The organism is Microbacterium fluvii (assembly GCF_025515205.1).
Classification (GTDB): Bacteria; Actinomycetota; Actinomycetes; order Actinomycetales; family Microbacteriaceae; genus Microbacterium; species Microbacterium fluvii.
The window spans coordinates 443,313-469,223 of the sequence record NZ_JAOPFX010000001.1; the positions used below are offsets into that span (position 1 = coordinate 443,313).

At 69.6% G+C, this 25,911-nt stretch carries 22 protein-coding genes and 1 riboswitch; of the genes, 7 read left to right on the plus strand and 15 right to left on the minus strand.

Going from position 1 to position 25,911, the window contains the following annotated elements:
- Positions 1-115 precede the first annotated feature (115 nt).
- The 9 genes from OAW74_RS01980 to trpS all read right to left on the minus strand — a co-directional run bounded on the left by OAW74_RS01980 (position 116) and on the right by trpS (position 10,040).
- Positions 116-469 carry a Fe-S protein gene (locus OAW74_RS01980; protein WP_262872655.1) on the minus strand — a complete coding sequence of 118 codons (354 nt, stop codon included), beginning with the start codon at positions 467-469 and terminating at the stop codon, positions 116-118.
- 117 nt (positions 470-586) lie between these two features.
- Positions 587-1,078: a 6,7-dimethyl-8-ribityllumazine synthase gene (gene ribH, locus OAW74_RS01985; RefSeq protein ID WP_262872656.1), complete on the minus strand. Its 492-nt coding sequence runs from the start codon at positions 1,076-1,078 to the stop codon at positions 587-589.
- Positions 1,075-2,349, minus strand: a complete 1,275-nt coding sequence (gene ribA / locus OAW74_RS01990) for a GTP cyclohydrolase II (RefSeq protein WP_262872657.1) — start codon at positions 2,347-2,349, stop codon at positions 1,075-1,077. The genes ribH and ribA overlap by 4 nt, the downstream gene beginning before the upstream one ends.
- Positions 2,346-2,978: a riboflavin synthase gene (locus OAW74_RS01995; protein ID WP_262872658.1), complete on the minus strand. Its 633-nt coding sequence runs from the start codon at positions 2,976-2,978 to the stop codon at positions 2,346-2,348. The genes ribA and OAW74_RS01995 overlap by 4 nt, the downstream gene beginning before the upstream one ends.
- The gene (gene ribD / locus OAW74_RS02000) at positions 2,979-4,025 is read right to left on the minus strand and encodes a bifunctional diaminohydroxyphosphoribosylaminopyrimidine deaminase/5-amino-6-(5-phosphoribosylamino)uracil reductase RibD (RefSeq protein WP_262873901.1); all 1,047 of its coding nucleotides are present in this window, start codon (positions 4,023-4,025) and stop codon (positions 2,979-2,981) included.
- A gap of 136 nt (positions 4,026-4,161) precedes the next feature.
- Positions 4,162-4,324, minus strand: a riboswitch (FMN riboswitch).
- Between the two features lie 60 nt (positions 4,325-4,384).
- The gene (locus OAW74_RS02005; RefSeq protein ID WP_262872659.1) at positions 4,385-7,270 is read right to left on the minus strand and encodes a carboxypeptidase regulatory-like domain-containing protein; all 2,886 of its coding nucleotides are present in this window, start codon (positions 7,268-7,270) and stop codon (positions 4,385-4,387) included.
- Between the two features lie 111 nt (positions 7,271-7,381).
- Entirely contained in the window at positions 7,382-8,242 is an 861-nt protein-coding gene (locus tag OAW74_RS02010) for an Fpg/Nei family DNA glycosylase (RefSeq protein WP_262872660.1), read from the minus strand.
- A gap of 4 nt (positions 8,243-8,246) precedes the next feature.
- Positions 8,247-8,834: a GNAT family N-acetyltransferase gene (locus tag OAW74_RS02015; RefSeq protein ID WP_262872661.1), complete on the minus strand. Its 588-nt coding sequence runs from the start codon at positions 8,832-8,834 to the stop codon at positions 8,247-8,249.
- A 201-nt stretch (positions 8,835-9,035) separates the two neighbouring features.
- Positions 9,036-10,040, minus strand: a complete 1,005-nt coding sequence (trpS, locus tag OAW74_RS02020; protein ID WP_262872662.1) for a tryptophan--tRNA ligase — start codon at positions 10,038-10,040, stop codon at positions 9,036-9,038.
- 126 nt (positions 10,041-10,166) lie between these two features.
- Here trpS and OAW74_RS02025 point away from each other — a divergent pair, with 126 nt between their 5' ends.
- Together OAW74_RS02025 and ppsA are read left to right on the plus strand one after the other, a co-directional pair.
- Entirely contained in the window at positions 10,167-11,012 is an 846-nt protein-coding gene (locus tag OAW74_RS02025) for a pyruvate, water dikinase regulatory protein (RefSeq protein WP_262872663.1), read from the plus strand.
- Between the two features lie 11 nt (positions 11,013-11,023).
- A complete protein-coding gene (gene ppsA / locus OAW74_RS02030; protein ID WP_262872664.1) occupies positions 11,024-13,408 on the plus strand; it encodes a phosphoenolpyruvate synthase in 2,385 nt (794 codons plus the stop codon).
- Between the two features lies 1 nt (position 13,409).
- Here the strand turns inward: ppsA and OAW74_RS02035 are convergent, their stop codons facing one another.
- The 6 genes from OAW74_RS02035 to sdhC are packed head-to-tail and all read right to left on the minus strand — an operon-like array spanning position 13,410 to position 19,131.
- The gene (locus OAW74_RS02035) at positions 13,410-14,288 is read right to left on the minus strand and encodes an exodeoxyribonuclease III (protein WP_378733184.1); all 879 of its coding nucleotides are present in this window, start codon (positions 14,286-14,288) and stop codon (positions 13,410-13,412) included.
- A 3-nt stretch (positions 14,289-14,291) separates the two neighbouring features.
- Entirely contained in the window at positions 14,292-15,533 is a 1,242-nt protein-coding gene (locus OAW74_RS02040) for a YihY/virulence factor BrkB family protein (protein ID WP_262872666.1), read from the minus strand.
- Positions 15,534-15,589: 56 nt separating this feature from the next.
- A complete protein-coding gene (locus tag OAW74_RS02045; protein ID WP_262872667.1) occupies positions 15,590-16,378 on the minus strand; it encodes a succinate dehydrogenase iron-sulfur subunit in 789 nt (262 codons plus the stop codon).
- Positions 16,378-18,204, minus strand: coding sequence for a succinate dehydrogenase flavoprotein subunit (sdhA, locus tag OAW74_RS02050; protein WP_262872668.1), 1,827 nt, complete (start codon positions 18,202-18,204; stop codon positions 16,378-16,380). The genes OAW74_RS02045 and sdhA overlap by 1 nt, the downstream gene beginning before the upstream one ends.
- A 49-nt stretch (positions 18,205-18,253) precedes the next feature.
- A complete protein-coding gene (locus OAW74_RS02055; protein ID WP_262872669.1) occupies positions 18,254-18,697 on the minus strand; it encodes a succinate dehydrogenase hydrophobic membrane anchor subunit in 444 nt (147 codons plus the stop codon).
- Positions 18,697-19,131 carry a succinate dehydrogenase, cytochrome b556 subunit gene (sdhC, locus tag OAW74_RS02060; RefSeq protein ID WP_262872670.1) on the minus strand — a complete coding sequence of 145 codons (435 nt, stop codon included), beginning with the start codon at positions 19,129-19,131 and terminating at the stop codon, positions 18,697-18,699. Before sdhC ends, OAW74_RS02055 begins: the two co-directional genes overlap by 1 nt.
- 216 nt (positions 19,132-19,347) lie before the next feature.
- On the opposite strand from sdhC, the gene OAW74_RS02065 reads away from it, so the two are divergent.
- The 5 genes from OAW74_RS02065 (at position 19,348) to OAW74_RS02085 (ending at position 25,911) form a co-directional block, all read left to right on the plus strand.
- Complete coding sequence (locus OAW74_RS02065) at positions 19,348-20,463, plus strand: mannose-1-phosphate guanylyltransferase (protein WP_262872671.1); 1,116 nt, start codon at positions 19,348-19,350, stop codon at positions 20,461-20,463.
- Positions 20,464-20,612: 149 nt separating this feature from the next.
- Complete coding sequence (locus OAW74_RS02070; RefSeq protein WP_262872672.1) at positions 20,613-21,731, plus strand: BMP family lipoprotein; 1,119 nt, start codon at positions 20,613-20,615, stop codon at positions 21,729-21,731.
- Positions 21,732-21,821: 90 nt separating this feature from the next.
- On the plus strand, positions 21,822-23,336 hold the full coding sequence (locus OAW74_RS02075; protein ID WP_262872673.1) for an ABC transporter ATP-binding protein: 1,515 nt from the start codon (positions 21,822-21,824) through the stop codon (positions 23,334-23,336).
- Positions 23,333-24,643 carry an ABC transporter permease gene (locus OAW74_RS02080; protein WP_262872674.1) on the plus strand — a complete coding sequence of 437 codons (1,311 nt, stop codon included), beginning with the start codon at positions 23,333-23,335 and terminating at the stop codon, positions 24,641-24,643. The genes OAW74_RS02075 and OAW74_RS02080 overlap by 4 nt, the downstream gene beginning before the upstream one ends.
- Positions 24,640-25,911, plus strand: a complete 1,272-nt coding sequence (locus tag OAW74_RS02085; protein ID WP_262872675.1) for an ABC transporter permease — start codon at positions 24,640-24,642, stop codon at positions 25,909-25,911. The genes OAW74_RS02080 and OAW74_RS02085 overlap by 4 nt, the downstream gene beginning before the upstream one ends.

A 25,911-nucleotide genomic window follows, 5' to 3' on the forward strand; every position in this document is an offset into this window, starting at 1 on the left:
TGCGGAGCGGGGGTGATGCAGCGGGCAGCCGAAGAGGGCACCGGGGCGCAGACGGAGTCGCCGGCGCACAAACCTCGAGTCTACGCCTGTGTGCGCGGGCCCCGGCCCGCCGGGGTCAGCGCCAGATGACGGCGAGGCCCGCGTTGAGCAGGGTCAGTGCGCCGATCGACCAGAAGATCGCCGGCGGCAGGCTGCCGGTCTTGCGCTGGCGCGCCGAGCCGATGCCCAGCAGGGCGCCGATCACCAGCAGCACCGCGAACTTCACGCCGAGCTTGGTGTAGTTCAGGTCGTACTCGATGCCCCACGGGGCGGCCAGGGCGAGGCCTGCGACGGCGGCGATCACCATGCCCCACGTCATCAGCTTCGTGACGCGGATGCGGTGGGCGACCGCCTCGACCACCCACGAGCCGAAGAGCACGGCGAAGCCGATCAGGTGGATGAAGACGACGATGTGGCGCAGGATCTCCATGCCATCAGTATAACTGAAGGATGCGGGGCGGCACGCTGCTTTTCGTCTCGTCGCTGCGCTCCTCGCTCAACGCCCGGTTCACCCCCGGGCGTTGAGCGAGCGCAGCGAGACGAAACGTCAGCGCGGTGAGCTCACGCGCCCGCGCAGCGCCCGCAGCACCAGCGCCGTGCGCACGGCCGCGTCCGCGGCCTCGGCGCCCTTGTCCTCCTTCGAGCCGGGCAGGCCCGCCCGATCGAGTCCCTGCTGCTCGTCGTCGAGGGTGAGCACACCGAAGCCGACCGGCTTGCCGGTGTCGAGCGCGACCCGGGTGAGCCCGTCGGTGGCGGCGTTCGAGACGAACTCGAAGTGCGGCGTTCCCCCGCGGATGATGACGCCGAGGGCGACGACCGCGTCGGCTCCGGCCTCCAGTGCGGCCTTCGCCACGACCGGCAACTCGAACGAGCCCGCGACGCGCACGACGCGCCAGTCCGCGCCCGACTCGGCGAGCACCCGCTCGGCGCCGGCGATCATGCCGTCGGTGATGACGGGGTGCCAGGTACCTGCGACGATGACGACGCTCAGGCCTGCGGCATCCGTCCCGCCCGTGATGGGCGCTCCCTTGCCGCTCATGCGTGGCTCTCCTTCATCCGGTCGAGGGCGTCGGCGAGGTCGCCGTCGTCGATGATGTGACCCATGCGGTCGCGCTTGGTCTGCAGGTACTGGTGGTTGTTCGGGCCGACGCCCACCAGCAGCGGCACCTGCTCGACGACCTCGAGGCCGAGCTCGCGCAGCTGGGCGACCTTGTCGGTGTTGTTGGTGAGCAGGCGCACCTTCTCGATGCCGAGGTCGGCCAGCATCCCCGCCGCCGCGGCGTAGTCGCGGGCGTCGGCCGGAAGGCCCAGCGCGAGGTTGGCGTCGACGGTGTCGAGCCCGCGCTCCTGCAGCGAGTAGGCGCGCAGCTTGTTGATCAGGCCGATGCCGCGGCCCTCGTGGCCGCGCATGTAGATGACGACGCCGCCGTCCTGCTCGATGGCGTCGAGGGCGGCGTCGAGCTGCGGCCCGCACTCGCACTTGAGCGAGTCGAACGCCTCGCCGGTGAGGCACTCCGAGTGCACCCGCACGAGCGGGGCGTCGGCGGTGAGCTCACCCGACACGATCGCGAGGTGGTCGGTGCCGGTGACGCGGTCCTTGTACGCGAGGAAGCGGAACTCGCCGTGCGAGGTCGGCACCTTCGCCTCGGCGCGCAGGCTCACGCGGCGCTTGTGGGGCGCGCCCGACGGCTCGCTGCGCGGGTGGTGCTCGTCGAGATGGGCGGCCAGCTGCTCGATCGTGATGACCAGCACGCCGTCGCGCTCGCCGAGGTCGAGGAGCCCGGGCATCCGCATCATCGACCCGTCGTCGGCGACGACTTCGGCGATGGCGCCGACCGGCTCGAGGCCCGCGAGCTGCATGAGCTCGACGGCGGCCTCGGTGTGCCCTGCACGCTCGCGCACGCCGCCCTCGACGGCCCGCAAGGGCAGCACGTGGCCGGGGCGGATGACGCTCGTCGGCACCGAGGCGGGGTCGGCGAGCACGTTCAGGGTGTGCGCGCGGTCGCCCGCGCTGATGCCGGTCGACACGCGGTCGGCCGCATCGACGCTCACGGTGTAGGCGGTGCCGCGGGCGTCTTCGTTCACCTCGACCATCGGCGGGAGGTCGAGCCGGTCGGCCCACTCCGCCGGCATCGGGGCGCAGATGAAGCCGCTGGAGTGACGCACCGTCCAGGCGATCCACTCCGGGGTCGCGAGCTGGGCCGACAGGATCACGTCGCCCTCGTTCTCGCGGTTCTCATCGTCCGCGACGATGACGGGGCGGCCCTGGCGGAGCGCTTCGAGGGCTTCGGGGATGGTGGCAAGGCTCATCGGGAGCCTCCTTCGTTCTGGATGGATCTGAAAGCGAGCAGGCGCTGCACGTGGCGGGCCAGGATGTCGGTCTCGAGGTTGACGCGGTCGCCGGGCTGCAGGGCGCCGAGGGTGGTCGCGGCGAGGGTCTCGGGGATGAGCGAGATCTCGAACCAGTGCTCTGCGGCATCCGCCGGCGAGGCGTCGCTGACCGTGAGCGAGGTGCCGTCGACGGCGATCGAGCCCTTATCGACGACGAGGGCGGCGAGGGATGCGGGCAGGCCGATGCGCAGCACGCGCCACTGCGCGCCCGGCCGCACCTCGAGCACCTCGCCGGTGCCGTCGATGTGCCCCTGCACGATGTGGCCGCCCAGGCGTCCGTGCGCGGCGGTCGCCCGCTCGATGTTGACGGCGCGCCCGGCGGCGACCCCCTCGAGCGTCGACATGTCGAGCGTCTGCTTCATGACATCGGCGGTGAACCCGTCGGCGCTCCGGTCGACGACGGTGAGGCACACGCCGCTCACGGCGATCGAGTCGCCGTGCGCAGCATCCGTCACCGCGAGGGGAGCGCGCACCGTGAGACGCACGCCGTCGCCCGACGGCTCGACGGCCGTGATCCGGCCGATCTCTTCGATGATGCCGGTGAACATTCAGTGCTCCTTCTCGTCTGCGATGCGCGGCCTCGCGACGACGAGCAGGTCGTCGCCCAGCCGTTCGAGCTCGACGATCTCGAGCCGCACCTGCGCGTCGATCGTCTCGACGCCGAGCCCGCGCAGGGCGGGGCGATCGGTGCCGTCGGCGCCGTACCCGATGAGGGTCGGCGCGATGTAGGCGAGCACCTCGTCGGCAAGGCCCGCGCGCACGAAGGCGCTCGCGATCGTCGGGCCGCCCTCGACGAACACCCGCTGCACTCCGCGCTCGCGGAGCTCGGCCAGCACCGACGCCGACACGTCGTCGCCGTGCTCGCCGAAGAGGTTCGCGCCCGAGCGGTGCAGCACGGTTCGCGGATGCCGGAGCACCAGCGCGTCGTCGGGGATCGCGCGGTCACCGAGCACGACCGGGGCGGGCTGTGTCTCGTAGAGAGTGCCGTCGGGGCGGCGGGCGGTGAGGGCGGGGTCGTCGGCCAGCAGCGTGCCGGTGCCGACGACGATCGCGTCGGCCTGCGCGCGGCGGCGGTGCACGTCGGCGCGCGCGGCGGGCCCCGTGATCCATCGGCTCGTGCCGTCGGCCGCGGCGGCGCGACCGTCGAGGCTCTGCGCCCATTTGACCGTCACATGGGGTCGGCCAAGCCGCTGCACCGTGAGCCAGTCGTGCAGCAGGGCATCGGCATCCGCCGCGAGCACACCCGCTTCGACGTCGACCCCCGCTTCACGCAGCCGCTCGGCTCCACCCGACGACGCGTCGCCCGGGTCGCCCACGGCATAGACCACGCGGGCGACGCCGGCGTCGATGAGCGCCTGCGCGCACGGACCGGTGCGGCCGTGATGGTTGCACGGCTCGAGGGTCACGACGGCGGTGGCGCCGCGGGTCTGGGCACGAGTCAGGTGCGACAGCGCGTCGACCTCGGCATGCGCCGTGCCGGCTCCGCGGTGCCAGCCCTCGGCGATCACGCCGCCGTCGGGGGAGAGGATGACGGCGCCCACCTGCGGGTTCACCCCGCGCGGGCCTCTGCCCGCGATCTCGAGCGCGTGTGCCATCGCGGCGCGCTCCGCCTCGGGGCGCGCGATCGCGGGGCGCTCGGTGCGCTCTGCGTGGTTCGCGGTCATCCGTCTTCCTGCCGTCGGGTGGACCGAGGCTCGGGAGGCAATGCCGTCGGCGGCGCGCCAGGCGCCGCTCGTGCTGCCTCCCATCCGGACTAGCGACAGCACACGCTGTCGCATCACCGTCGGTTCCGGAATTCCACCGGATCGGCGTCGGCGGCATCCGATGGATGCGGGTGCCTTCGCTCGCGGACTGTCACCGCCGGTTCGGATTCTCACCGACCCCGGAGCACGTTGATGCTCTGAGTCTACTCAACGCCCTCGACGTCGTTTCATTCCGCTTCACGCGGATGCGGTCACCGCGCGACGCGACCGGTGCGGGCGCTCGTCTGAGATGCCGTCGTATACCCGGACTTCTTGCCGGTCACCTTCACCGAGATGCGGTCGCCGCCTTGACGCCACGTGAGCGTGAACGACTTCCTGGTCGCCCCCTTGATGGCCGTCCCGTTCGCATACCACTGGTAGGTGAAGGCGGTGCCGCTGGTCCACGTGCCGTGCGCGGCGGTGAGCTTCTTGCCGACTTTGCGGGTGCCCAGAATCGTGGGCGTCTTTGTCGTGAGAGCGCCGGCGGCGACGACCCGGCTGGCGCTCGTGTGGCTCTGTGTCGCGTATCCGGCCTTCTTGCCGGTGACCGTGACAGAGAGGCGCTTGCCGCGGTCGGCAGCAGTCGGCGTGTAACTCGACTTCGTCGCGCCCGAGATCCGCTCGCCATTGCGGGACCACGCGTAGGTGAAGGCCGTGCCGGCAGTCCACTTCCCCGTCGAGACCGTCACGGAGGAGCCGACGCGTGCCGTCTTGGGGAGGGTGGGAGCGCTCGAGTAGGGCATCGCTGCGACCGTGAAGTCTTCGACTGTCACACGGCCTTCCGGCAGCGAGAGAGATGCCGTCGTCGACGTGTCGTATTCCGTCGAGGGCAGGACGGCGAGCTTCACCTTGCCGCCGGAGGGCACCTCGATCTCGTAATAGCCGTCTTCGTCGGTCGACGCATTCGGGTCGTCGGTGGTGAACGTCGCACCCTGTCGGGTGCTCACCACCATGCCGGCGACGCCCTCGCCGGTTAGCGCGGACGTGACTCGGCCGCGCACGACCGAGACGTCGCGTCCGAGCACCGTTCCCGCCTTCGTCGTGACGTCGACGGCACCTCCGGCCGAGACCGTGTAGAGCGTCGCCGCCGTCGCATCGCGGGTGCCCAGTGGTGCGTAGCTGAAGAGCGCCTTGGTCTGCCAGTGCTGCGCGTCGCCGATGCGCAGGCGGTAGGTGCCGGCGGGAAGGCCCTCGATGACGAACCGGCCGTCGAGGCCTGCGAACGTGCTCGCCACATCCACCCCGTCGGGAGTCTGGGCCGTGACGAATGCGCCGCGGTCGGGCTGGCCCGCCCGGGTGACGACCCCGACGATCGTGGCTCGATCGGCCGGCAGCGTCCTGGTCACCCGCACGTCGATCGTGGTGGTGGTGCTCGGGGCGAGGGTGAACACGCGGGCGGTCTGCAAAGACGTGCCGCCGACCCACTGCGCGTCGTATCGCGCCCTCGTCGACGTGGAGTACATCTCCTGCACTCTCAACCGGTAGTCGCCGGTGGGCAGATCGCGGCCGAGGAAGCTGTAGTCGCCATAGGCGTCGGTGAACGCCTCCGCGATGTACTCGCCGTCCGCGTCGTAGGCGGCCACCGTCAGACCCTCGACGGGTTCTCCGCGCGGCCCGGTCACCTTCCCCTCGATCGCCGACCACGGGTCGGAGTACTTCGCGGGCATCTCATGTGCGATGCGGGTCTCGACGCCGTCCGTGACGGTCACGGGGGTCGCGCCTGCGCTCGTGAATGCGCCGCCGTACCAGGACGTCCGCGCGCCCGATGCGCTGAACTTCACGAGATACTCGCCCGGCGCGAGCGGGTCGGTGCGGAACGAGCCGTTCACCGACGAGAAAGGGCCTCCCCACACCGCGTTGAGGTCGCGGTCGTAGACCGTGAACGAGCCCGATCCCTTCGCGCCGGCGGGAAGAGTGACCGTCCCGACGATGCGCGCCCACTTGGTCAGCGTGAAGTCGCGCGTCGTCACCTCGCCGAGGGTGACGGCGACCGTCTGCTCGGTGGGCTGATGGGTGTACTCGGGCGTCGTGAGTGTGTACTCGTCGGTCGTGAGGCCGCTGAACTCGTAGCGACCGTTCGCGTCGGTGGCCACCGAGTACTCGGTGATCTGCGCCGAGTCGATCGAGATGCTCACTTCCGGGATCGGGGCGCCCGTTGTCGCATCGCGGACGGTGCCGACGATCCTCCCCGGTGCCGGCGCGGTCCACGACAGGCGGACGTCGTCGCCGTAGCCGATCGTCACGGTCTCGGCGGCATCCGCGTCGAGCACGCCGGGGTACCAGTTCTCCACGGAGCTGCGCGTTGCGCCCATGCGGAGCTTGTAGGTGCCAGGCCAGACGCGGGTCGAGGTGACGCTGCCGGCGTCGTTCACATAGGCCCAGTTCCCATAGCCGCCGTCGACCGGCTCCAGTGAGACGCGCGCGCCGGCGGGGGCACCCGTGATCGACGTGGTGATCGTCGCCAGCGGGTCGAGCATCAGGTCGGATCGTGTCTCACCCCGAGACGCGCGAACGGCCACCGCATCCGTCCCCGTGATATCGACGTAAGGCGAAGAATAGGTCGTCGTCGTCAGGGTGTACTGGCCGCCGTCGCGGAGATCGTCGAGACGGAATTCGCCGTCGGCATCCGTCCTGGCCTGCAGGCTGCGATCCGGACCGCTCGCGTTGATCGATGTGGAAGCGATCGGCTTCCCCGTGACGCTGTCGGTCAGTCGACCCACGATGCTGACGGTGACATAGCCGACGTCCCACGAGACCGACTGGGCCTCGGTGCCGACCTCGAGGGTGCGCGTCGCGGTGTCGAAGCTCTGCCAGCGGTTTCCAGAGGTGAAGGTCAGGTCATATGTGCCGGGATCGAGGACGGCGAAGGAGAAGGACCCGTCGGTGGCGACGGTCGAGGTGCCGACGACCGCGGCATCGGTCGCTGTGCGAGCGGTGACCTTGGAGCCGGCGGCGATCGCGCCGCCGGCATGCGTGATGTGGCCGGAGACCGCCGGAGCGGTGTCGGCGACGGCGGGCGCGATGGCTGCGAACAGCACGAGGGAAGCGGTGACCAGACCGCACACCAAGGTGCGGAGGGTGCGGCGGACAGAGGTCACGGGCGCCTTTCGGGTGAGGCGTCGTGCGGCGGGATCCCCAGCCTTCCGCCGACGTCGGCGTGCGATGAAGCTGAGAAGATCCTATGTTCCGGACAGGCGTATCCGGAACGCCTATTTCAGCAGCCGCGACAGCCGCCGGTCGGCGAGGATCTTGCCTCCGGTCTGGCAGGTGGGGCAGTACTCCAGCGAGTTGTCGGCGAAGAACACGCTGCGCACGGTGTCTCCGCACACGGGGCACGTCTCGCCGCGGCGTCCGTGCACCTGCATTCCGCGGCGCTTGGCGTCTTTGAGGTCGGCCGGAGGCTTGCCGGATGCGGTGGCCACCGCATCCGTCAGCGTCGCCGTCATGGCGGCGAAGAGCCGGTCGATCTCGGCGTCGTCGAGGCTCGCCGCGAGCGTGTAGGGCGACGTGTGCGCGGCGTGCAGGATCTCGTCGGAGTAGGCGTTGCCCACGCCCGCGATGATCGACTGGTCGCGCAGCACGCCCTTGATCTGCGTGCGGCGGCCGGCCAGCAGCGCCGCGAACGCGTCACGCGTGAAGGCAGGATCGAGCGGATCGGGGCCGAGCCGGGCGATGCCTGGGACGTCGGCGGGCTCGCGGGCGACGTAGACGGCGAGCGACTTCTTGGTGCCTGCCTCGGTGAGGTCGAACCCCGCCCCGTCGTCGAAGGCGACCCGCAGGGCGATCGGCGTCTTGCCCGGGCGGATGATCGTCGAGGGCAGCTGCTCGTACCAGCGCAGCCAGCCGGCCTTGGCGAGGTGGAAGATCAGGTGCGGGCCGGTGGTAGAGAGATCGATGAACTTGCCGTGGCGGGCCGCGCCGGTGATGGTCGCACCGACGAGCGCGTCGATGGGCGGGTCGTAGGTCTTGAGGGCCGCGATGTTCGCGACCGAGGCCTTGGTGACGGTCAGGCCCGTGGTGCGCTCGCCGAGGAAGTCGACCAGTCCCTGCACCTCGGGCATCTCGGGCATGGGCTCATCCTGCCACTGCGGCGATCGGGTCGCCCAGCACGGCCCACGGCTGCGGCGTGCGGTCGTCGTCGCGCAGCAGCGCCGCCGCCCAGCCGTCGTCGCGGCCGGTCGGGCTGACGAGCGCCTGGCGACGGTAGCCCTCGAAGGCGAAGCCCAGCGCACGGGCGACCTTGGCCGAGGCGACGTTGCCGGCCACGGCATGCCATTCGATGCGCACGAGGTCGGCGCCCTCCGGCGAGAACCCCCAGTCGACGACGGCGCGCGCCGCTTCGGTCAGCAGCCCCCGCCCGCGTGCCTCTGCCGCCATCCAGTAGCCGATCTCGCCGTCGCCGCTGCCGCTCAGGCGGTACAGGCCGATCATCCCGACCAGCACGCCCTGCTCGCGCATCGCCCAGGTCAGGTGCACCGCCTCATCCCACTCGCGGGCGACCTTGGGCACGAACTCCTCGGCGTGCCGGCGCTCGTAGGGCGAGGGCACCGTCGTGTAGCGCTGGATATCGGCATCCTGGCATGCGGCATAGATCGCCTCGACGTCGGCGTCGGTCGGCACCGACAGCTCGAGGCGCGCGGTGCGCAGCACGACGGGTCGCATCCCGCCACTGTAGCCCGCGGCATCCGCCCGCCCGCCCGCCTGTCGTGAGATCAGGAGATCTCGCCGACGCAGGTCGTTTCGCGTCGGAACGACCTGTCTCAGCCGAATCACCTGATCTGGCGATCGAGGGTCAGCCGAATCACCTGATCCGGCGAGCGAGGGTGGGCCCAATCACCTGATCCGGCGAGCGGACCGCGACGCTCAGCGCCGGCGCAGCAGCCCGACCTTGTCGTAGACGTCGGCCAGCGTCGCGTCGGCGACGGATGCGGCCCGGTCTGCGTTCGCGGCCAGCACCCGGTCGAGTTCGGCGGGGTCGGCCAGCAGTTCGAGCGCGCGCTCGCGCACGGGGCCGAACTCGTTCACCACGACCTCGGCGAGCCCCTTCTTGAAGTCGCCGTAGCCGCGGCCCGCGTACTCGTCCTCGATCGCGGGGATCTGGCGGCCGGTCAGGGCCGCATAGATCACGAGCAGGTTCGAGACGCCGGGCTTGGCCTCGCGGTCGTAGCGCACCGAGCCCTCCGAGTCGGTCACGGCGCGCATGACCTTCTTGGCCGAGACGGCGGGGTCGTCGAGCATCCAGAGCACACCGGCATCCGACTCGGCCGACTTCGACATCTTCGCCGTGGGGTTCTGCAGGTCGTAGATGCGCGCGGTCTCCTGCTGGATCACCGGCATCGGCACCGTGAAGGTCGTGCCGTAGCGCGAGTTGAAGCGCTCGGCCAGGTCGCGGGTGAGCTCGACGTGCTGCTTCTGGTCGTCGCCGACCGGCACGATGTCGGTCTGGTAGAGCAGGATGTCGGCGGCCATCAGCACCGGATAGGTGAACAGGCCCACGTTGGTCGCGTCGGCGCCGTAGCGGGCCGACTTGTCTTTGAACTGCGTCATGCGCCCGGCTTCGCCGAACCCGGTGATGGTCGACAGCACCCAGGCGAGCTCGGCGTGGGCCGACACGTGCGACTGCACATAGAGCGTCGACCGCGACGGCTCGATGCCGGCGGCGATGTACTGCGCGGCGGTGCGGCGCGTCTTCTCGCGCAGCTCGGCGGGGTCGTTGGGCTGGGTGAGGGCGTGGAGGTCGACGACCGAGAAGAACGCCTCGTACGAGTCCTGCAGCTCGCGCCACTGCATGAGCGCCCCGATGTAGTTGCCGATCTGAAGCGAGTCGGCCGAGGGCTGCATTCCGGAGTAGAGGCGCGGTTTGTTCACCTGCCCAGTCTACGGAAGCGGATGCGGCAGCCCGCGGCGACGACGGGCCCAAAGACCCTACTGGCGCTGCCGGCCCCCACGTAGCGTGCGAATGACGGGGAACCCACCCCGGGAAGCGGTGCGACGATGCGAACCGAACAGCCGACTCTGGCGCCCACGATGCGCGCGGCCTTCTTCGTCTCCGACAGCACCGGCATCTCGGCGGAGACCCTCGGCAGCGCACTGCTGGCGAACTTCCCCGGGGTCGGGTTCACCCACCGCACCATCCCCTTCGTCGACGACGTCACGGCGGCGCACGCGGCCGTCGCTGAGATCGACCGCGCCTACGCCGATGGGCGGCACCCGCTCGTGTTCACGACGGTGAAGCGGGCGGCGGTGCGCGAGATCCTCGCGGGCTCCAGGGGAGCGGTGATCGACCTCCTGGCCGGCCACCTCGCCGAGCTCGAGGGCCGGCTGCAGCAGCCGGCGAACGAAGACCCGGGGCAGTACCACGGCATGGGCGACGTCGAGCGCTATCACGCGCGCATGCGCGCCGTGGAATACGCCATCGAGCACGACGACGGGCAGACCGCGCGCGCACTCGACGCGGCGCAGCTGATCCTCGTGGCCCCCTCCCGGTGCGGCAAGACGCCGACGAGCATGTACCTGGCCCTGCAGTACGGACTGCTGGTGGCCAACTATCCGCTGACCGACGACGACTTCCCCGCCGAAGGGCTGCCGCGGGCGATCGCCCCGTTCGCCGAACGCTGTTTCGGCATCACGACGACGCCGGCACGGCTCAGCCAGGTGCGCACCCAGCGCCGCCCGTCGTCGCACTACGCGAGCCTCGCGCAGTGCACCCTCGAACTCCGCCGGGCAGAAGACCTGTTCTGGCGGTTCCGCATCCCGTTCGTGAACTCCTCGACGAAGAGCGTCGAGGAGATGTCGGCCGTCATCCTGCAGACGATGCGCCTGCGCGGCGGCCAGGAGTGAAGGTGATCCAGATGAGCAACATCCTGTGGTTCCACGACATCGGCATGGGCGATCTGCCCCAGGTCGGCGGCAAGAACGCGTCGCTGGGCGAGATGGTCTCGCAGTTGGGCGACCTCGGCGTCCACGTGCCCGACGGCTTCGCCACGACCGCCGACGCCTATCGGGGGTTCCTCGCCGAAGGCGGCCTCATGGACCGCATCCGCGACGCCGTCGGCGCCCTCGACATCGACGACGTCGCCGAGCTCGCCAGGGTCGGCGCCCAGGTGCGCACCTGGATCGAAGAGCAGCCCTTCCCGCCCGACCTCGAGCGCGACATCCGCGACGCGTTCGCGACGATCGTCGCGCGCGACGCCGACCCCGACCAGGTCACCTGGGCGGTGCGCTCGAGCGCCACCGCCGAAGACCTCCCCGACGCCTCGTTCGCGGGCCAGCAGGAGACCTACCTCAACATCGGCGGCATCGAGAACATCATGGATGCCGTCCGCCACGTGTTCGCGTCGCTGTACAACGACCGGGCGATCGCCTACCGCGTGCACAACGGGTTCGACCACGACGACGTGGCGCTGTCTGCCGGAGTCCAGCGCATGGTGCGCTCCGACATCGGGGCCTCGGGTGTCATGTTCACCGTCGACACCGAGTCGGGGTTCGACCGCGCCGTGTTCGTCACGAGCGCGTACGGACTGGGGGAGTCGGTCGTGCAGGGCGCGGTCAACCCCGACGAGTTCTACGTCTTCAAGCCCGCGCTGCGGGCGGGGCGCCCGGCGATCCTCACCCGCCAGGTGGGCGAGAAGGCGGTGGCGCTGCGCTACGGCGAGGGGGTCGGCGTGCAGACCTCGACGGTGTTCGTCGACGTGCCGGAGGCCGAACGGCGGCGCTTCAGCATCACCGACGCCGACGTCGAGCAGCTCGCGCGCCAGGCGCTCGTGATCGAGGGCCACTACGGCCGCGCGATGGACATCGAGTGGGCCAAAGACGGCGTGACCGGTGAGATCTTCATCGTTCAGGCGCGGCCCGAGACGGTGGTCTCGCGCGCCGACGGCGCCGTGATCCGCCGGTTCGTGCTGCACGAGCGCGGTGACGTGCTGATCACCGGCCGCGCCATCGGCCAGCGCATCGGCACCGGCCCCGTGCGTGTGCTCGACTCGATCGCGCACATGGACCGCTTCCAGGCGGGCGACGTGCTGGTGGCCGACATGACCGACCCCGACTGGGAGCCGATCATGAAGAAGGCGTCGGCGATCGTGACGAACCGCGGCGGGCGCACCTGCCACGCGGCGATCATCGCGCGAGAGCTCGGCATCCCTGCGGTCGTCGGCACCGGTGGGGCCACCCGCACCCTCGTCGACGGCACACAGGTCACCGTCTCGTGCGCCGAGGGCGACGACGGCTTCGTCTACGACGGGGTGCTGGCGTTCACCGAGGAGGAGACCAGGCTCGACGAGATGCCCGAGATCGGCACCCGCATCATGATGAACGTGGGCACGCCCGACCAGGCGTTCGCGTTCTCGAAGCTGCCGAACAGGGGAGTGGGCCTGGCCCGCCTCGAGTTCATCATCAACCGCCAGATCGGCATCCACCCGAGGGCCCTGCTCGAGCACGACACCCTGCCCGTCGACCTCCGCACCGAGATCGACGAGCGCATCGCCGCGTACCCGTCGCCGCGCGAGTTCTTCGTGCAGCGCGTGGCGGAGGGGGTCTCCACGATCGCGGCGGCCTTCGCGCCCGACCCGGTGATCGTGCGGATGAGCGACTTCAAGACCAACGAGTACGCGAACCTGCTCGGCGGCGACCGCTACGAGCCGCGCGAGGAGAACCCCATGCTCGGCTGGCGCGGCGCGTCGAGGTACGTGACGCCCGAGTTCCGTGCGTGCTTCGAGATGGAGTGCGAGGCCTTCCGCTACGTGCGCGAGCAGATGGGGCTCACGAACCTCAAGGTCATGGTGCCGTTCGTGCGCACCGTGGCCGAGGGGCAGGCGGTCGTCGACCTGCTCGCCGAGAACGGCCTCCGCCGCGGCGAGAACGGGCTCGAGGTCATCATGATGTGCGAGATCCCGTCGAACGCGATCCTCGCCGACGAGTTCCTCGACGTCTTCGACGGCTTCTCGATCGGCTCCAACGACATGACGCAGCTGATGCTGGGCCTCGACCGCGACTCGTCGCTGGTCGCGGCGACCTTCGACGAGCGCAACCCCGCCGTGCTCAAGGTGCTCGAGATGGCCATCGAGGCGTGCAACCGCCGCGGAAAGTACATCGGCATCTGCGGGCAGGGCCCGAGCGATCACCCCGACCTGGCGGCGTGGCTGCTCGAGCGGGGCATCGGCTCGATGTCGCTGAACCCCGACACGGTGGTGCAGACGTGGCTGCAGCTGGCCAGAGTGCCGGCGGCTGCCCGCTAGGTCAGGCGCCCAGGGTGTAGTCGGCCACGACGGGGGCGTGGTCGCTCCACCGGGTGTCCCACGAAGGGGCTCGCACGACGCGGTAGTCGACGACCCGCCGTGCGAGCTCCGGCGTGGCCAGGTGGTAGTCGATGCGCCAGCCGGTGTCGTTGTCGAATGCCTTGCCGCGGTTCGACCACCACGTGTAGGGGCCGTTGACCTCGCCGGCGAAGCGCCTGCCCACATCGACCCAGCCGAGACCCGTGCCCGTCGAGCCGTCGACGCCCGAGACGGGTTCGCCCGCCGCGCCCAGGAACCGGTCGAAGTAGGCGCGCTCGCGGGGGAGGAAGCCCGACTTCTTGACGTTGCCCTTCCAGTTGCGGATGTCGAGCTCGCGGTGACCCACGTTGAGGTCTCCCATGATGAGGCTGAGCGCAGCGGATGCCTGCAGCTGTGGCATCCGCTTCTCCATCGCGTCGAGGAACGCCCACTTCGCGTCCTGCTTGGGGGTGTCGGCCTCGCCGGTGTGCACATAGGCGCTGACGATCACGACGCGCTCGCCGTCGATGTCGAAGTCGGCCTCGATCCAGCGGCCGGCCGAGTCGAGCGGCTCGGGGCCGAGCACCTTGCGCACCTCGACCGAGGGGAGTCGGCTGGCGACGGCGACGCCCGCGCGGCCCTTGGCGAGAGCCTCGTCGTTGACGATCTGCCAGCCGGGCAGCGCCGCCCGCAGCTCTGCCTCGGTGGCACGCACCTCTTGCAGCGCCATGATGTCGACGCCGGCCGTTTCGAGCCAGTCGATCATGCCCTTGCGGGCGGCGGCACGGATGCCGTTGACGTTGACGGAGGCGATGCGAACGGATCCAGACACGACCGCCAGCCTAACGGCGGCCGCCGACATCGCTCAGTCGAACAGCGACCCGTGGTGCGGTGCGGGAGGGGCGGCCGCCCTGATCTGGTCGAGCTCCTGCTCGGCCTCACGCAGCGCGCGACGGGCCATCGGGACGCGGTACCACGGCGCCTGCGCGCGGGCCTCGCGGGCCGTCCGCAGCCGCACCTCGGCCGCCGTCAGGAGCGCCGCATGCTCGGCGGCGAGCCGCTCGGACTCGCTCTGGTGCAGCAGGGGGAGGTTCTCGTCCTGCGCCGTGACGGCGATCCACGCGGCCGCGACCAGCAGGATGATGCCGATGATGCGGAACCACAGCAGGAGCCCCACGAAGATCGCGAAGGTGGCCAGCAGCGGGTTCGACGGTGTGTAGATGAGCAGCAGGCCCGCCCCGATCTGCAGCACCGTGATCGCGCCGCCGCCCAGCAGCGCACCTGGCCAGATGGTGCGCCAGTGCAGCGTGGTGCCGGTCAGGAAGCGGAAGAGGGCGGCCAGGGCAGCCGAGAACAGCGCGAACGAGACCGCGATCGAGGCTGCGCGCACGCCGAACTGGTACCAGGTCGACGACTCGTCCCAGCCGAGCAGCCCGAAGATCCAGCTGATCGCGACCGTTCCCACCGAGCTGACGGCGGAGCCGGCGAGCAGGGCGAAGCCGAAGACGAAGGCCGCGACGAAGTCGCCGCCCTTGAGGATGAAGTAGTTGCGCCGGTCGGGCGGGATGCCGAAGATGTCGCGCACCGCCCGCCGGGCGAAGGTCACGAAGCCGATCGCCGTCCAGATGGCGGTGATCAGGGCGATGAGACCCGTGACGGCGAGCACACCGGTGCTCTCGGTGGCGATCTGGGTCACCTGCGCCGTGGTGAAAAGCCCCGAGCCGTCGTCGCTGATGAGCCCGGGGATGTAGCCGTTGATCACGCCGATGAGCGCGTGGATCGCCTCAGGACTTCCACCGAGCCAGAGCCCCGCGATGGCGAAGGCGACGTAGATCACCGCGAAGATCGCGAACAGCGCCTGGTAGCTCACCCCGGCGGCGAGGAGGAACCCGTTGTGCTGCAGGAAGTGCCGCCATACCCGCACCGGGAACCATGCCAGCGTGCGCTCGGTGAGCCGGGTGGCGCGCGAGATCGGCGCATCGAACCGCTTGCGCAGCTCGCTCTGGGTGGCCTCCCAGCGCTGCCGCAGCGACTCCTCCTCGCGCGCGGCCGCGTCGGCGGCATCCTGAGCCACGTCGTGGCTCGCGCGGCTCGGCCTGTCGGTCACGCTCACAGACTACTCAGGGCAGTGCGGGTGGAGTCGACGGGCGCGGATGCCGTCGCTCAGGCGTGACCGCGCAGCACCGCCTGCTTGACCTCGGCGATGGCCTTCGTGACCTCGATGCCACGGGGGCACGCCTCGGTGCAGTTGAAGGTCGTACGGCAGCGCCACACGCCCTCCTTGTCGTTGAGGATGTCCAGACGCGCATCGCCCGCGTCGTCGCGCGAGTCGAAGATGAAGCGGTGCGCGTTGACGATCGCGGCGGGGCCGAAGTACTGGCCGTCGGTCCAGAACACGGGGCACGACGAGGTGCACGCGGCGCACAGGATGCACTTGGTGGTGTCGTCGAAGATCTCGCGGTTGGCGATCGACTGGATGCGCTCCTTGCCGGGCTCCGGCGTCGAGTTCGCGATGAGGAAGGGCTTGACCTCGCGGTAGGCGGCGAAGAACGGATCCATGTCGACGACGAGGTCCTTCTCCAGCGGCAGACCCTTGATCGCCTCGACGTAGATCGGCTGCGAGATGTCGAGATCCTTGATGAGGGTCTTGCACGCGAGCCGGTTGCGGCCGTTGATGCGCATCGCGTCGGAGCCGCAGATACCGTGGGCGCACGAGCGGCGGAATGTCAGCGAGCCGTCGACCTCCCACTTGATCTTGTGCAGCGCATCGAGCACGCGGTCGGTGGGGTAGAGCTCCACGTCGTAGTCGACCCAGCGCGGCTCTTCGTCGACCTCGGGGTCGAAGCGGCGGATGATGAAGGTGACGAGGTACGACTGGATCGGGGCTTCGCCGCCGGTCTCGACGACGGCGTCCTGCTCGACGGTGCCCTTTTCAACGACAGCGGTCGACATCAGTACTTCCTCTCCATCGGGGGGTAGTTCAACTCGCCCTTGTCGTTCTTAGTGAACACGACCGGCTTCCAGTCCAGCTTGATGTGGTCCTCGGGGTCGGGCGAGTGGGGGTCGCCGGTGAGGTAGGCCATCGTGTGCTGCATGTACTGCGTGTCGTCGCGGTCGGGGTAGTCCTCGCGCATGTGGCCGCCGCGGCTCTCCTTGCGGTTGCGGGCGGCGTAGGCGACGATCTCGGCGAGATCCAGCAGGAACCCGAGTTCGACCGCCTCGAGCAGGTCGGTGTTGAACCGCTTGCCCTTGTCGTCGACGTGCACGTTCTGGTACCGCTGGCGCAGGTCGTGGATCGTGCCCATGACGTTGGTCAGGGTCTCCTCCGTGCGGAAGACCTGGGCGTTGGCGTCCATCTCCTCCTGCAGCTTCTTGCGCAGCACGGCGACGCGCTCGGTGCCCGTGTTGGTGCGCAGCTTCTCGAGCATGTCGCGCACCTCGGCGGCCGGATCCTCCGGCAGCGGCACGAAGTCGGCTGTCTGGACGTACTCGACGGCGTTGCGGCCGCTGCGCTTGCCGAAGACGTTGATGTCCAGCAGCGAGTTCGTGCCGAGGCGGTTGGCGCCGTGCACCGAGACGCACGCGCACTCGCCCGCGGCGTAGAGGCCCGGCACGACGGTCGTGTTGTCGGCGAGCACCTCGCCGGCGTTGTTGGTGGGGATGCCGCCCATCGCGTAGTGGGCGGTCGGCATCACCGGGACCGGCTCGACGACCGGGTCGACGCCGAGATACGTGCGGGCGAACTCGGTGATGTCGGGGAGCTTCGTCTCGAGCACCTCGGCGCCCAGGTGCGTGCAGTCGAGGTAGACGTAGTCCTTGTGGGGGCCGGCGCCGCGGCCCTCGAGCACCTCTTTGACCATGCAGCGGGCGACGATGTCGCGCGGGGCGAGGTCTTTGATGGTGGGTGCGTAGCGCTCCATGAAGCGCTCGCCCGAGGCGTTGCGCAGGATCGCGCCCTCACCGCGGGCGCCCTCGGTGAGCAGGATGCCGAGGCCTGCCAGGCCCGTCGGGTGGAACTGGAAGAACTCGATGTCTTCCAGCGGCAGGCCCTTGCGCCAGACGATCCCCACGCCGTCGCCGGTGAGGGTGTGCGCGTTGGAGGTCGTCTTGTAGATCTTGCCGAAGCCGCCGGTGGCGAAGATGACGGCCTTGGAGTGGAAGACGTGCAGCTCGCCGGTGGCCAGCTCGTACGCGACGACGCCGGCGACCTGGGTCTTGCCCTCGTCGTCCTTCACGGTGATGAGATCGAGCGCGTAGAACTCGTTGAAGAAGTTGATGCCGAGCTTGACGCAGTTCTGGAAGAGCGTCTGCAGGATCATGTGACCGGTGCGGTCGGCGGCGTAGCACGCGCGCCGGACGGGCGTCTTGCCGTGGTCGGCGGTGTGACCGCCGAACCGGCGCTGGTCGATCTTGCCCTCGGGCGTGCGGTTGAAGGGAAGGCCCATGTTCTCGAGGTCGATGACCGCGTCGATGGCCTCCTTCGCGAGGATCTCGGCAGCATCCTGGTCGACGAGGTAGTCGCCGCCCTTGACGGTGTCGAAGGTGTGCCACTCCCACGAGTCCTCTTCGACGTTCGCGAGGGCCGCCGCCATGCCGCCCTGCGCCGCGCCGGTGTGCGAGCGGGTCGGATACAGCTTCGTGATGACGGCGGTCTTCGCGCCGGGGCCGGCTTCGATCGCCGCGCGCATTCCGGCGCCACCGGCGCCCACGATGACGATGTCGAACTGGTGGTAGTGGACGCCGTCCTTGACGACGGAATCGGCGGTCTGCGTGCTCACTGGATGTATGCCTTCGTTCTTGCTCTTGTCGCCTCGGTGGTGCGCGGGCTCAGCCCTGGCACATCTCCCACAGCGAGCTGTCGCTGGTCACGCCCAGGCAGGGGTCGAACGTGAAGACCACGAGGGTGCCGAGGATGATGAGGAATCCCGCGGCGAGCCAGATGGCCCACACGAGGGTCTTGCGCACGCCGGAGTGCGTGACGTAGTCGTTGACGATCGTGCGCATGCCGTTGGCGCCGTGGATGAACGCCAGCCACAGCATCAGCACGTCCCACCACTGCCAGAACGGGGTGGCGAACTTGCCGACGACGAACGCGAAGTCGATCTGGTGGATGCCGGTGCCGGTCAGCAGGTTCACGAACAGGTGGCCGAAGATCAGCACGACCAGCAGCACGCCGGAGGCGCGCATGTAGACCCAGCCCCACTTCTCGAGGTTGGGGCCCTTGCGGCGCGGAGCGGAGTGGGGGGCACGGGGGTCGGCGATGGCGGTCATCAGTGGCCTCCTCCGACGTTCGCGAAGACATTCATGAGGTGGCGGGGGGCGAAGCCGAGCATCGTCACGGCCCAGACGGCGATGACGCCCCACCAGAGCTGGCGCTGGTACTTCGCGCCCTTCGACCAGAAGTCGACCAGGATGATGCGCAGGCCGTTGAACGCGTGGTAGGCGATGGCTGCGACCAGCACGACCTCGCCGACGCCCATGATCGGGTTCTTGTAGGTGCCGATGACCGCGTCGTACGCCTCGGGCGAGACGCGGATGAGTGCCGTGTCGAGCACGTGCACCAGCAGGAAGAAGAAGATCGCGACACCGGTGATGCGGTGCAGCACCCACGACCACATTCCTTCGCGGCCGCGGTACAGCGTCCCACGAGGAACACGTGAAGTTGTCTCTGACACCGATGGTGTGAGGCGTGCTGGAGCAGACACGGCCGTCCTCCCTGGATCGAACATGGTGCGGGGGCTGAACGATGCCCCTCGGAGGACTTCGTCCCCAGCGTCGCACGGGCGCTCAGAGTCCATCTTATTGCCGCCTCTGAGAGGGTGGCGACGAAGGGGAACCTAACCAGCGACGATTCCGGCGGCACCTTCGCACACGGAAAGAAGCGGGTAATTTGCCGGTGCGCGGCCGATACTGTGGAGCGCATGGCTGAACCGCTGAGCGACTTCCATGCGATCATCCCGGCCGGCGGCATCGGCAGCAGGCTGTGGCCGCTCTCGCGCGCCGACGCCCCGAAGTTCCTGCACGACCTGACCGGATCGGGCCATTCGCTGCTGCGAGACACGTGGGATCGACTCGAGCCGCTGGCGGGTCCGGAGCGCATCTCGGTCGTCACCGGGCGGGCGCACCGTGCCGCCGTCGAGGCGCAGCTGCCCGGCATCCCCGATCGCAACGTCTTCCTCGAATCCGAGCCGCGCGATTCGACGGCGGCGATCGGCCTGGCCGCCGCCGTGCTCGCGCGCCGCGAGCCCGACATCGTGATCGGCTCGTTCGCCGCCGACCACGTCATCCGGGTGCCGCACCTCTTCGACTGGGCGGTGCGGCAGGCGGTGGCCACCGCCCGCGAGGGCTACATCACCACGGTGGGCATCCAGCCCACCGAGCCCTCGATCGGCTTCGGGTACATCCGCAAGGGCGGCGAGCTCGTCGTCGACGGGGCGCCGGAGGCCGCCCTGGTGGAGAGCTTCGTCGAGAAGCCAGACCTCGAGACGGCCAAGGCCTACTTCGCCGACCGCTCGTACCTGTGGAACGCCGGCATGTTCATCTCGCGGGCCGACGTGCTGCTGGCCGAGATCGCCGCGAACCGTCCGGAGCTGCACGCGGGCATCGTCGAGCTCGCCGAGGCCTGGGACGACCGCGACCTGCGCGGCCCCGCCGTCGACCGCATCTGGCCGACCCTGGAGAAGATCGCGATCGACTATTCGGTGGCGGAGCCCGCGGCCGCCAAGGGCCGGCTGGCCGTGATCCCCGGCCACTTCGACTGGGACGACGTGGGGGATTTCGCGAGCCTCGCCAAGCTCAATTCGCACGGCCACAAGAACGATCTGGCGATCCTCGGCGAGAACGCGCGCATCCTCTCCGATGCCGCCAGCGGGATCGTGGTGAGCCAGACCACGAGGGTCATCAGCCTCATCGGCGTCAAGGACATCGTCGTGGTCGACACCCCCGATGCGCTGCTGGTGACCACCAGCGAGAACGCGCAGCGGGTCAAGGGGGTCGTCGACGCGCTCAAGCTCACGGGCCACGGCGAGGTGCTCTGAGCGGGCGGTGAATCGCGGCGGTATCGGGCTTATTGCGTCTTTGTAACCATTGCCCGCCCAACCCGGCATCTGGGCGCAACCGGGCCGTCACATTGGGTAACTTCCAAGAGGTCCCGCGAAATCCGCGGGTTCATCTCTGGAGGCCCGAGTTGACCATCTCTACCAAGAAGCGCGTGCTGGGCGGCCTTGTCGCCGCGGGCATGTTCGTCGCCCTCGCCGGGTGCGCATCCGCACCGGAGGAGACCACCCCGTCCGCCGAGGCGACGTCCGACGTCGTCGAAGGCTTCAAGCCCTGCCTGATCTCCGACGCGGGCGGCTGGAACGACAAGTCGTTCAACCAGTCGGCCAAGGAGGGCCTGGACGCCGCTCTCGAGGAGCTCGGCATCGAGGGTCTCGAGCTCGAGTCGACCTCTGAGAACGACTACGGCCCCAACATGGAAGAGGCCGTGGCGCAGGGCTGCACGTTCATCGTCTCGGTCGGCTTCAACCTCTCGGCGGCCACCGTCGAGTCGGCGACCGCGAACCCCGACCTCGAGTACGCGATCATCGACGACTGGGCCGACAACGACTTCGACGGCACCACCGACGCTCCCAACATCAAGCCCCTCGTCTTCGACACCGCGCAGGCGGCCTACCTCGGCGGCTACGCGTCGGCGGCATGGTCGGCGCAGTCGGGTGTGAACAAGGTCGGCACCTTCGGCGGCATGCAGATCCCGTCGGTCGCCGTGTTCATGGACGGCTTCCAGCTGGGTGTCGAGAAGTACAACGAGGACAAGGGCGCCGACGTCGCCGTCTTCGGCTGGGACACCACCACTCAGAAGGGCTCGTTCACGGGCGGCTTCGACGCCAACGACACCGCCAAGCAGACCGCGCAGGGCGTGCTCGACCAGGGCGTCGACGTGCTGCTTCCGGTCGGCGGCCCGATCTACCAGAGCGCGGCGGCGGCCATCGCCGACAGCGGTGACAAGACCGTCATGCTCGGCGTCGACAGCGACCTCGCCGTCGCCGACTCGAGCGTGGCCGACATCACGCTGGTCTCGATCATGAAGGCGATCGATGTCGCCGTGCACGACGCGACCGTCTCGGCCGCGACGGGCGAGTTCGACGTGACGCCGTACGTCGGCACGCTGGAGAACGAGGGCGTCAAGCTCTCGAGCTTCCACGACTTCGAGTCGCAGCTGCCCGACGGCCTCCTCGACGAGCTGGCCGCCCTGCAGGAGCAGATCATCTCCGGTGACATCACCGTGGAGTCGCCGAACTCCCCGTGATGCGCTGACGCGACGGCGGTCGGTCGGGTGCCTGTCATCCGGCCGACCGCCGTGCTTTCTGCCGAGGAACGGACTGGATAAGGTGCACATATGAAGCTCGAGCTCCGCGGGATCACCAAGCGATTCGGCAGCCTCGTCGCCAACGATCACATCGATCTCACCGTCGAACCCGGGCAGATCCATGCCCTCCTCGGTGAGAACGGCGCGGGCAAATCCACTCTCATGAACGTGCTGTACGGCCTCTATCAGGCCGACGAGGGGGAGGTGCTCCTCGACGAGGTCGAGCAGCATTTCCGCGGCCCCGGCGACGCCATGGCCGCCGGCATCGGCATGGTGCACCAGCACTTCATGCTGATCCCCGTCTTCACCGTCGCCGAGAACGTCATGCTCGGCCACGAGGACACCAAGGGCCTCGGCTCGCTCGACCTCGCGAAGGCGCGAGAGCACGTGCGCGCCGTCGCCGCGCGGTTCGGCTTCCACATCGACCCCGACGCGCTGGTGGGCGATCTGCCCGTCGGCGTGCAGCAGCGGGTCGAGATCATCAAGGCGCTCTCGCGCGACGCGAAGGTGCTCGTGTTCGACGAGCCCACCGCCGTGCTCACGCCGCAGGAGACCGACGAGCTCATGGGCATCATGCGGCAGCTCCGAGACGAGGGCACCGCGATCGTGTTCATCACCCACAAGCTGCGCGAAGTGCGCGAGGTCGCCGACCGTATCACCGTCATCCGCCTGGGAAAGGTGGTGGGGGAGGCCTCGCCGACCGCGACCAACGCCGAGCTCGCTTCGCTCATGGTCGGCCGCGCGGTCGAACTGACCGTGCACAAAGACGCGCCGACCCTCGGCGAGGGCGGCCTCGAAGTCAGAGACCTGCGGGTGCTCACCCCGGCCGGCGCCGTCGTGGTCGACGGCGTGAGCTTCGACGTGCGCCCGGGTGAGGTGCTGGCCGTCGCGGGTGTGCAGGGCAACGGCCAGACCGAGCTCGTCGAGGCGATCGTGGGCCTGGCCCCGCGCGTCGAGGGGTCGATCAGCCTGGGCGGCACCGAGCTCGTGGGCCGCAGCGTCCGCGCGATCCTCGACGAAGGCGTGGGGTTCGTGCCGGAGGACCGCACGGAAGACGGCCTGGTCGCCGGCTTCTCGGTCGCCGAGAACCTCATCCTCGACCGTTCCACCGATCCGGAGTTCGTCCGAGCGGGCACGCTGCGCCGCGACGCGCTACAGGAGTTCGCGGTCGGCCGCATCGAGGAGTTCGACATCCGCACGCAGGGTGCGCAGACTCCCGCCGGCGCCCTCTCCGGCGGCAACCAGCAGAAGGTCGTGATCGCCCGGGAGCTCAGCCGCGACCTCAAGCTGCTCGTGGCCGCCCAGCCGACCCGCGGCGTCGACGTGGGGTCGATCGAGTTCATCCACAAGCGCATCATCGAGACGAGGGATGCCGGCATCCCGGTCGTCGTCGTCTCGACCGAGCTCGACGAGGTCGCCGCCCTCGCCGACCGCATCGCGGTGATGTACCGCGGAACGGTCGTCGGGATCGTGCCAGGCGACACGTCGCGCGAGACGCTCGGCCTGATGATGGCCGGCGCATCCGACCCGGAGGTGGCCGCATGAGCCCGCAGTCGTCCGAGAGCAGCGAATCGGCGCTGCCCCCCGAGCAGCTGCCGCCCGTGGCGGGGCCCCTCACCGGCAACGAGCCCCCTGGGCCGCCCCGGTCGAGCATCTTCGTCAAGGAGCTGCTCCGAGGCAGCGCCGTCACCACGATCCTCGCGATCGTGCTGGCGATGATCGTCGGCGGCATCCTGATCGCCCTCACCGACGAAGACGTGCAGGCGGCCTCCGTCTACTTCTTCGCCCGCCCCGGCGACACGATCGTCGCGATCTGGAGCTCGGTCTCGGGCGGCTACATCGCCCTCTTCCGCGGTGCCGTGTTCAACCCGACCGCGGCGGACTTCGCCGCGCAGATCCGGCCGCTGACCAATGCGCTCGGCTTCGCCGCGCCGCTGATCGCGGCGGGCCTGGGCGTCGCACTCGCGTTCCGCGTGGGCCTGTTCAACATCGGCGCCCGCGGACAGATGCTCATCGGCGCGATGTTCGCGGGGCTGTTCGCCTTCAACCTCGACCTGCCGATGTGGCTGCACCTGCCGCTGACGCTCGCCGCCGGCATCGTCGGCGGCGCCCTGTGGGGAGGCCTGGTGGGGCTCCTCAAAGCCCGCACCGGCGCCCACGAGGTGATCCTCACGATCATGCTCAACTACATCGCCTACTACCTGGTGGTGTGGATGATCCGCACCCCCGGGCTGCTGCAGCGCGAGGGCACCAACCAGCCCATCACGGCGGCCACGCCCGAGACGGCGCAGTTCCCCGATCTGCTCGGCCCGGAGTTCCCGCGGCTCGACTGGGGCTTCGTGATCGTCATCATCGCGACGGTGATCGTGTGGTGGGTGATCGAGCGCTCGAGCCTGGGCCTGCGCATGCGCGCCGTCGGCGAGAACCCGCACGCCGCCCGTGCCGCCGGCATCAGCGTGCAGCGCATCTACGTCTACGCGATGCTGTTCGCCGGAGGCCTCGCGGGGCTCGCGGCGATGAACCAGATCCAGGGCAACGTGACCACCGGCTTCACGGCAGCCATCGACGCCGGCATCGGCTTCGACGCCATCACGGTGGCCCTGCTCGGCCGCAGCCGTGCATGGGGGACCTTCGCCGCCGGCATCCTGTTCGGCATGCTCAAGGCCGGGTCGTTCTCGATGCAGGCCCAGGGCATCCCGGTCGACATCGTGCTGGTCGTGCAGTCGCTGATCGTGCTGTTCATCGCGGCGCCGCCGCTGCTGCGCACGATCTTCTTCCTGCCCAAGACCGATGCTGAGAAGGCCGCGAAGGCGAGAGCCAAGGCCGCGAAGCGCAAGGCGGTGACCGCATGAGCACTCTCGCCCCGACGGATGCCGCAGACGGCACGGTGCAGCTGGCCACCGTGCGCGAGCGCCACTTCAAGGTGCCGATCGTGCTGGCGGCTGCCACCGTGCTGCTGGCGGCGCTGTTCCTGTTCGTCCCTCGGGACGGCGTCAGCACGTTCCGCGGCGGCGGCGCCCTCCCCGACGTCGCCCTGCCGACCGCGACCACCAGTTGGATCGTGGTTGCCCTGCTCGCGGTGCTCGCGATCTGGTCGTTCGTCGACGCGTGGGCCTACCGCAAGCCGGCGCTGTGGATCTCGATCACCTTCGGCGTGCTGGCGGTGTTCGCCTTCCTGGTGTGGTCGGCAGCCGGCGGACTCGTGCCGATCTCGAGCCTGCTGTTCGGTGCCGTCTCGCTGTCGGTGCCGCTCGTCTTCGGCGCCCTCGGCGGCGTCATCGGCGAGCGGGCGGGCGTGGTCAACGTCGCGATCGAGGGTCAGCTGCTGCTGGGCGCCTTCTCGGCGGCGCTGCTGGCGAGCATCACGCATAACCCCTATGTGGGCCTCATCGGCGCGATGATCGGCGGCGTGCTGGTCTCGTTCGTGCTGGCCGCGTTCGCGATCAAGTACCTCGTCGACCAGGTGATCGTCGGTGTCGTGCTCAACGTGCTCGTGACGGGGCTGACCGGCTTCCTCTACGGCGCGCTGCTCGTGCCCAACGAAGAGCTGCTGAACCGCCCCGTGCGCTTCACGCGGATGCCGATCCCGTTCCTCTCCGACATCCCGATCATCGGGCCGGTGCTGTTCGACCAGACCTTCATCGTCTACCTGATGTACGTCACGGTCGCCGTCGTGGCGTGGGCGCTCTACCGCACCAAGTGGGGCCTGCGGCTGCGCGCCGTCGGCGAGCACCCGACAGCGGCCGACACCGTCGGCATCCGTGTCAACCCGACGAGGTTCTGGAACGTGTCGCTCGCCGGCGCGATCGCCGGCATCGGCGGGGCGTACTTCACCCTCGTCTCGGTGCCGCAGTTCGGCAAGGAGATGACGGCGGGCCTCGGCTTCATCGCCCTGGCGGCCGTGATCTTCGGCCGGTGGGACCCGATCAGGGCGACCCTCGCGGCCCTGCTGTTCGGGTTCGCGACCAACCTGCAGAACCTGCTGACGGTGCTGAAGACGCCGATCCCCAGCGAGTTCATGCTCATGCTGCCCTACGTGGTCACGATCCTCGCCGTCGCCGGCTTCGCCGGGCAGATCCGAGGTCCCGCCGCATCGGGCAAGCCGTACATCAAGGGGTGA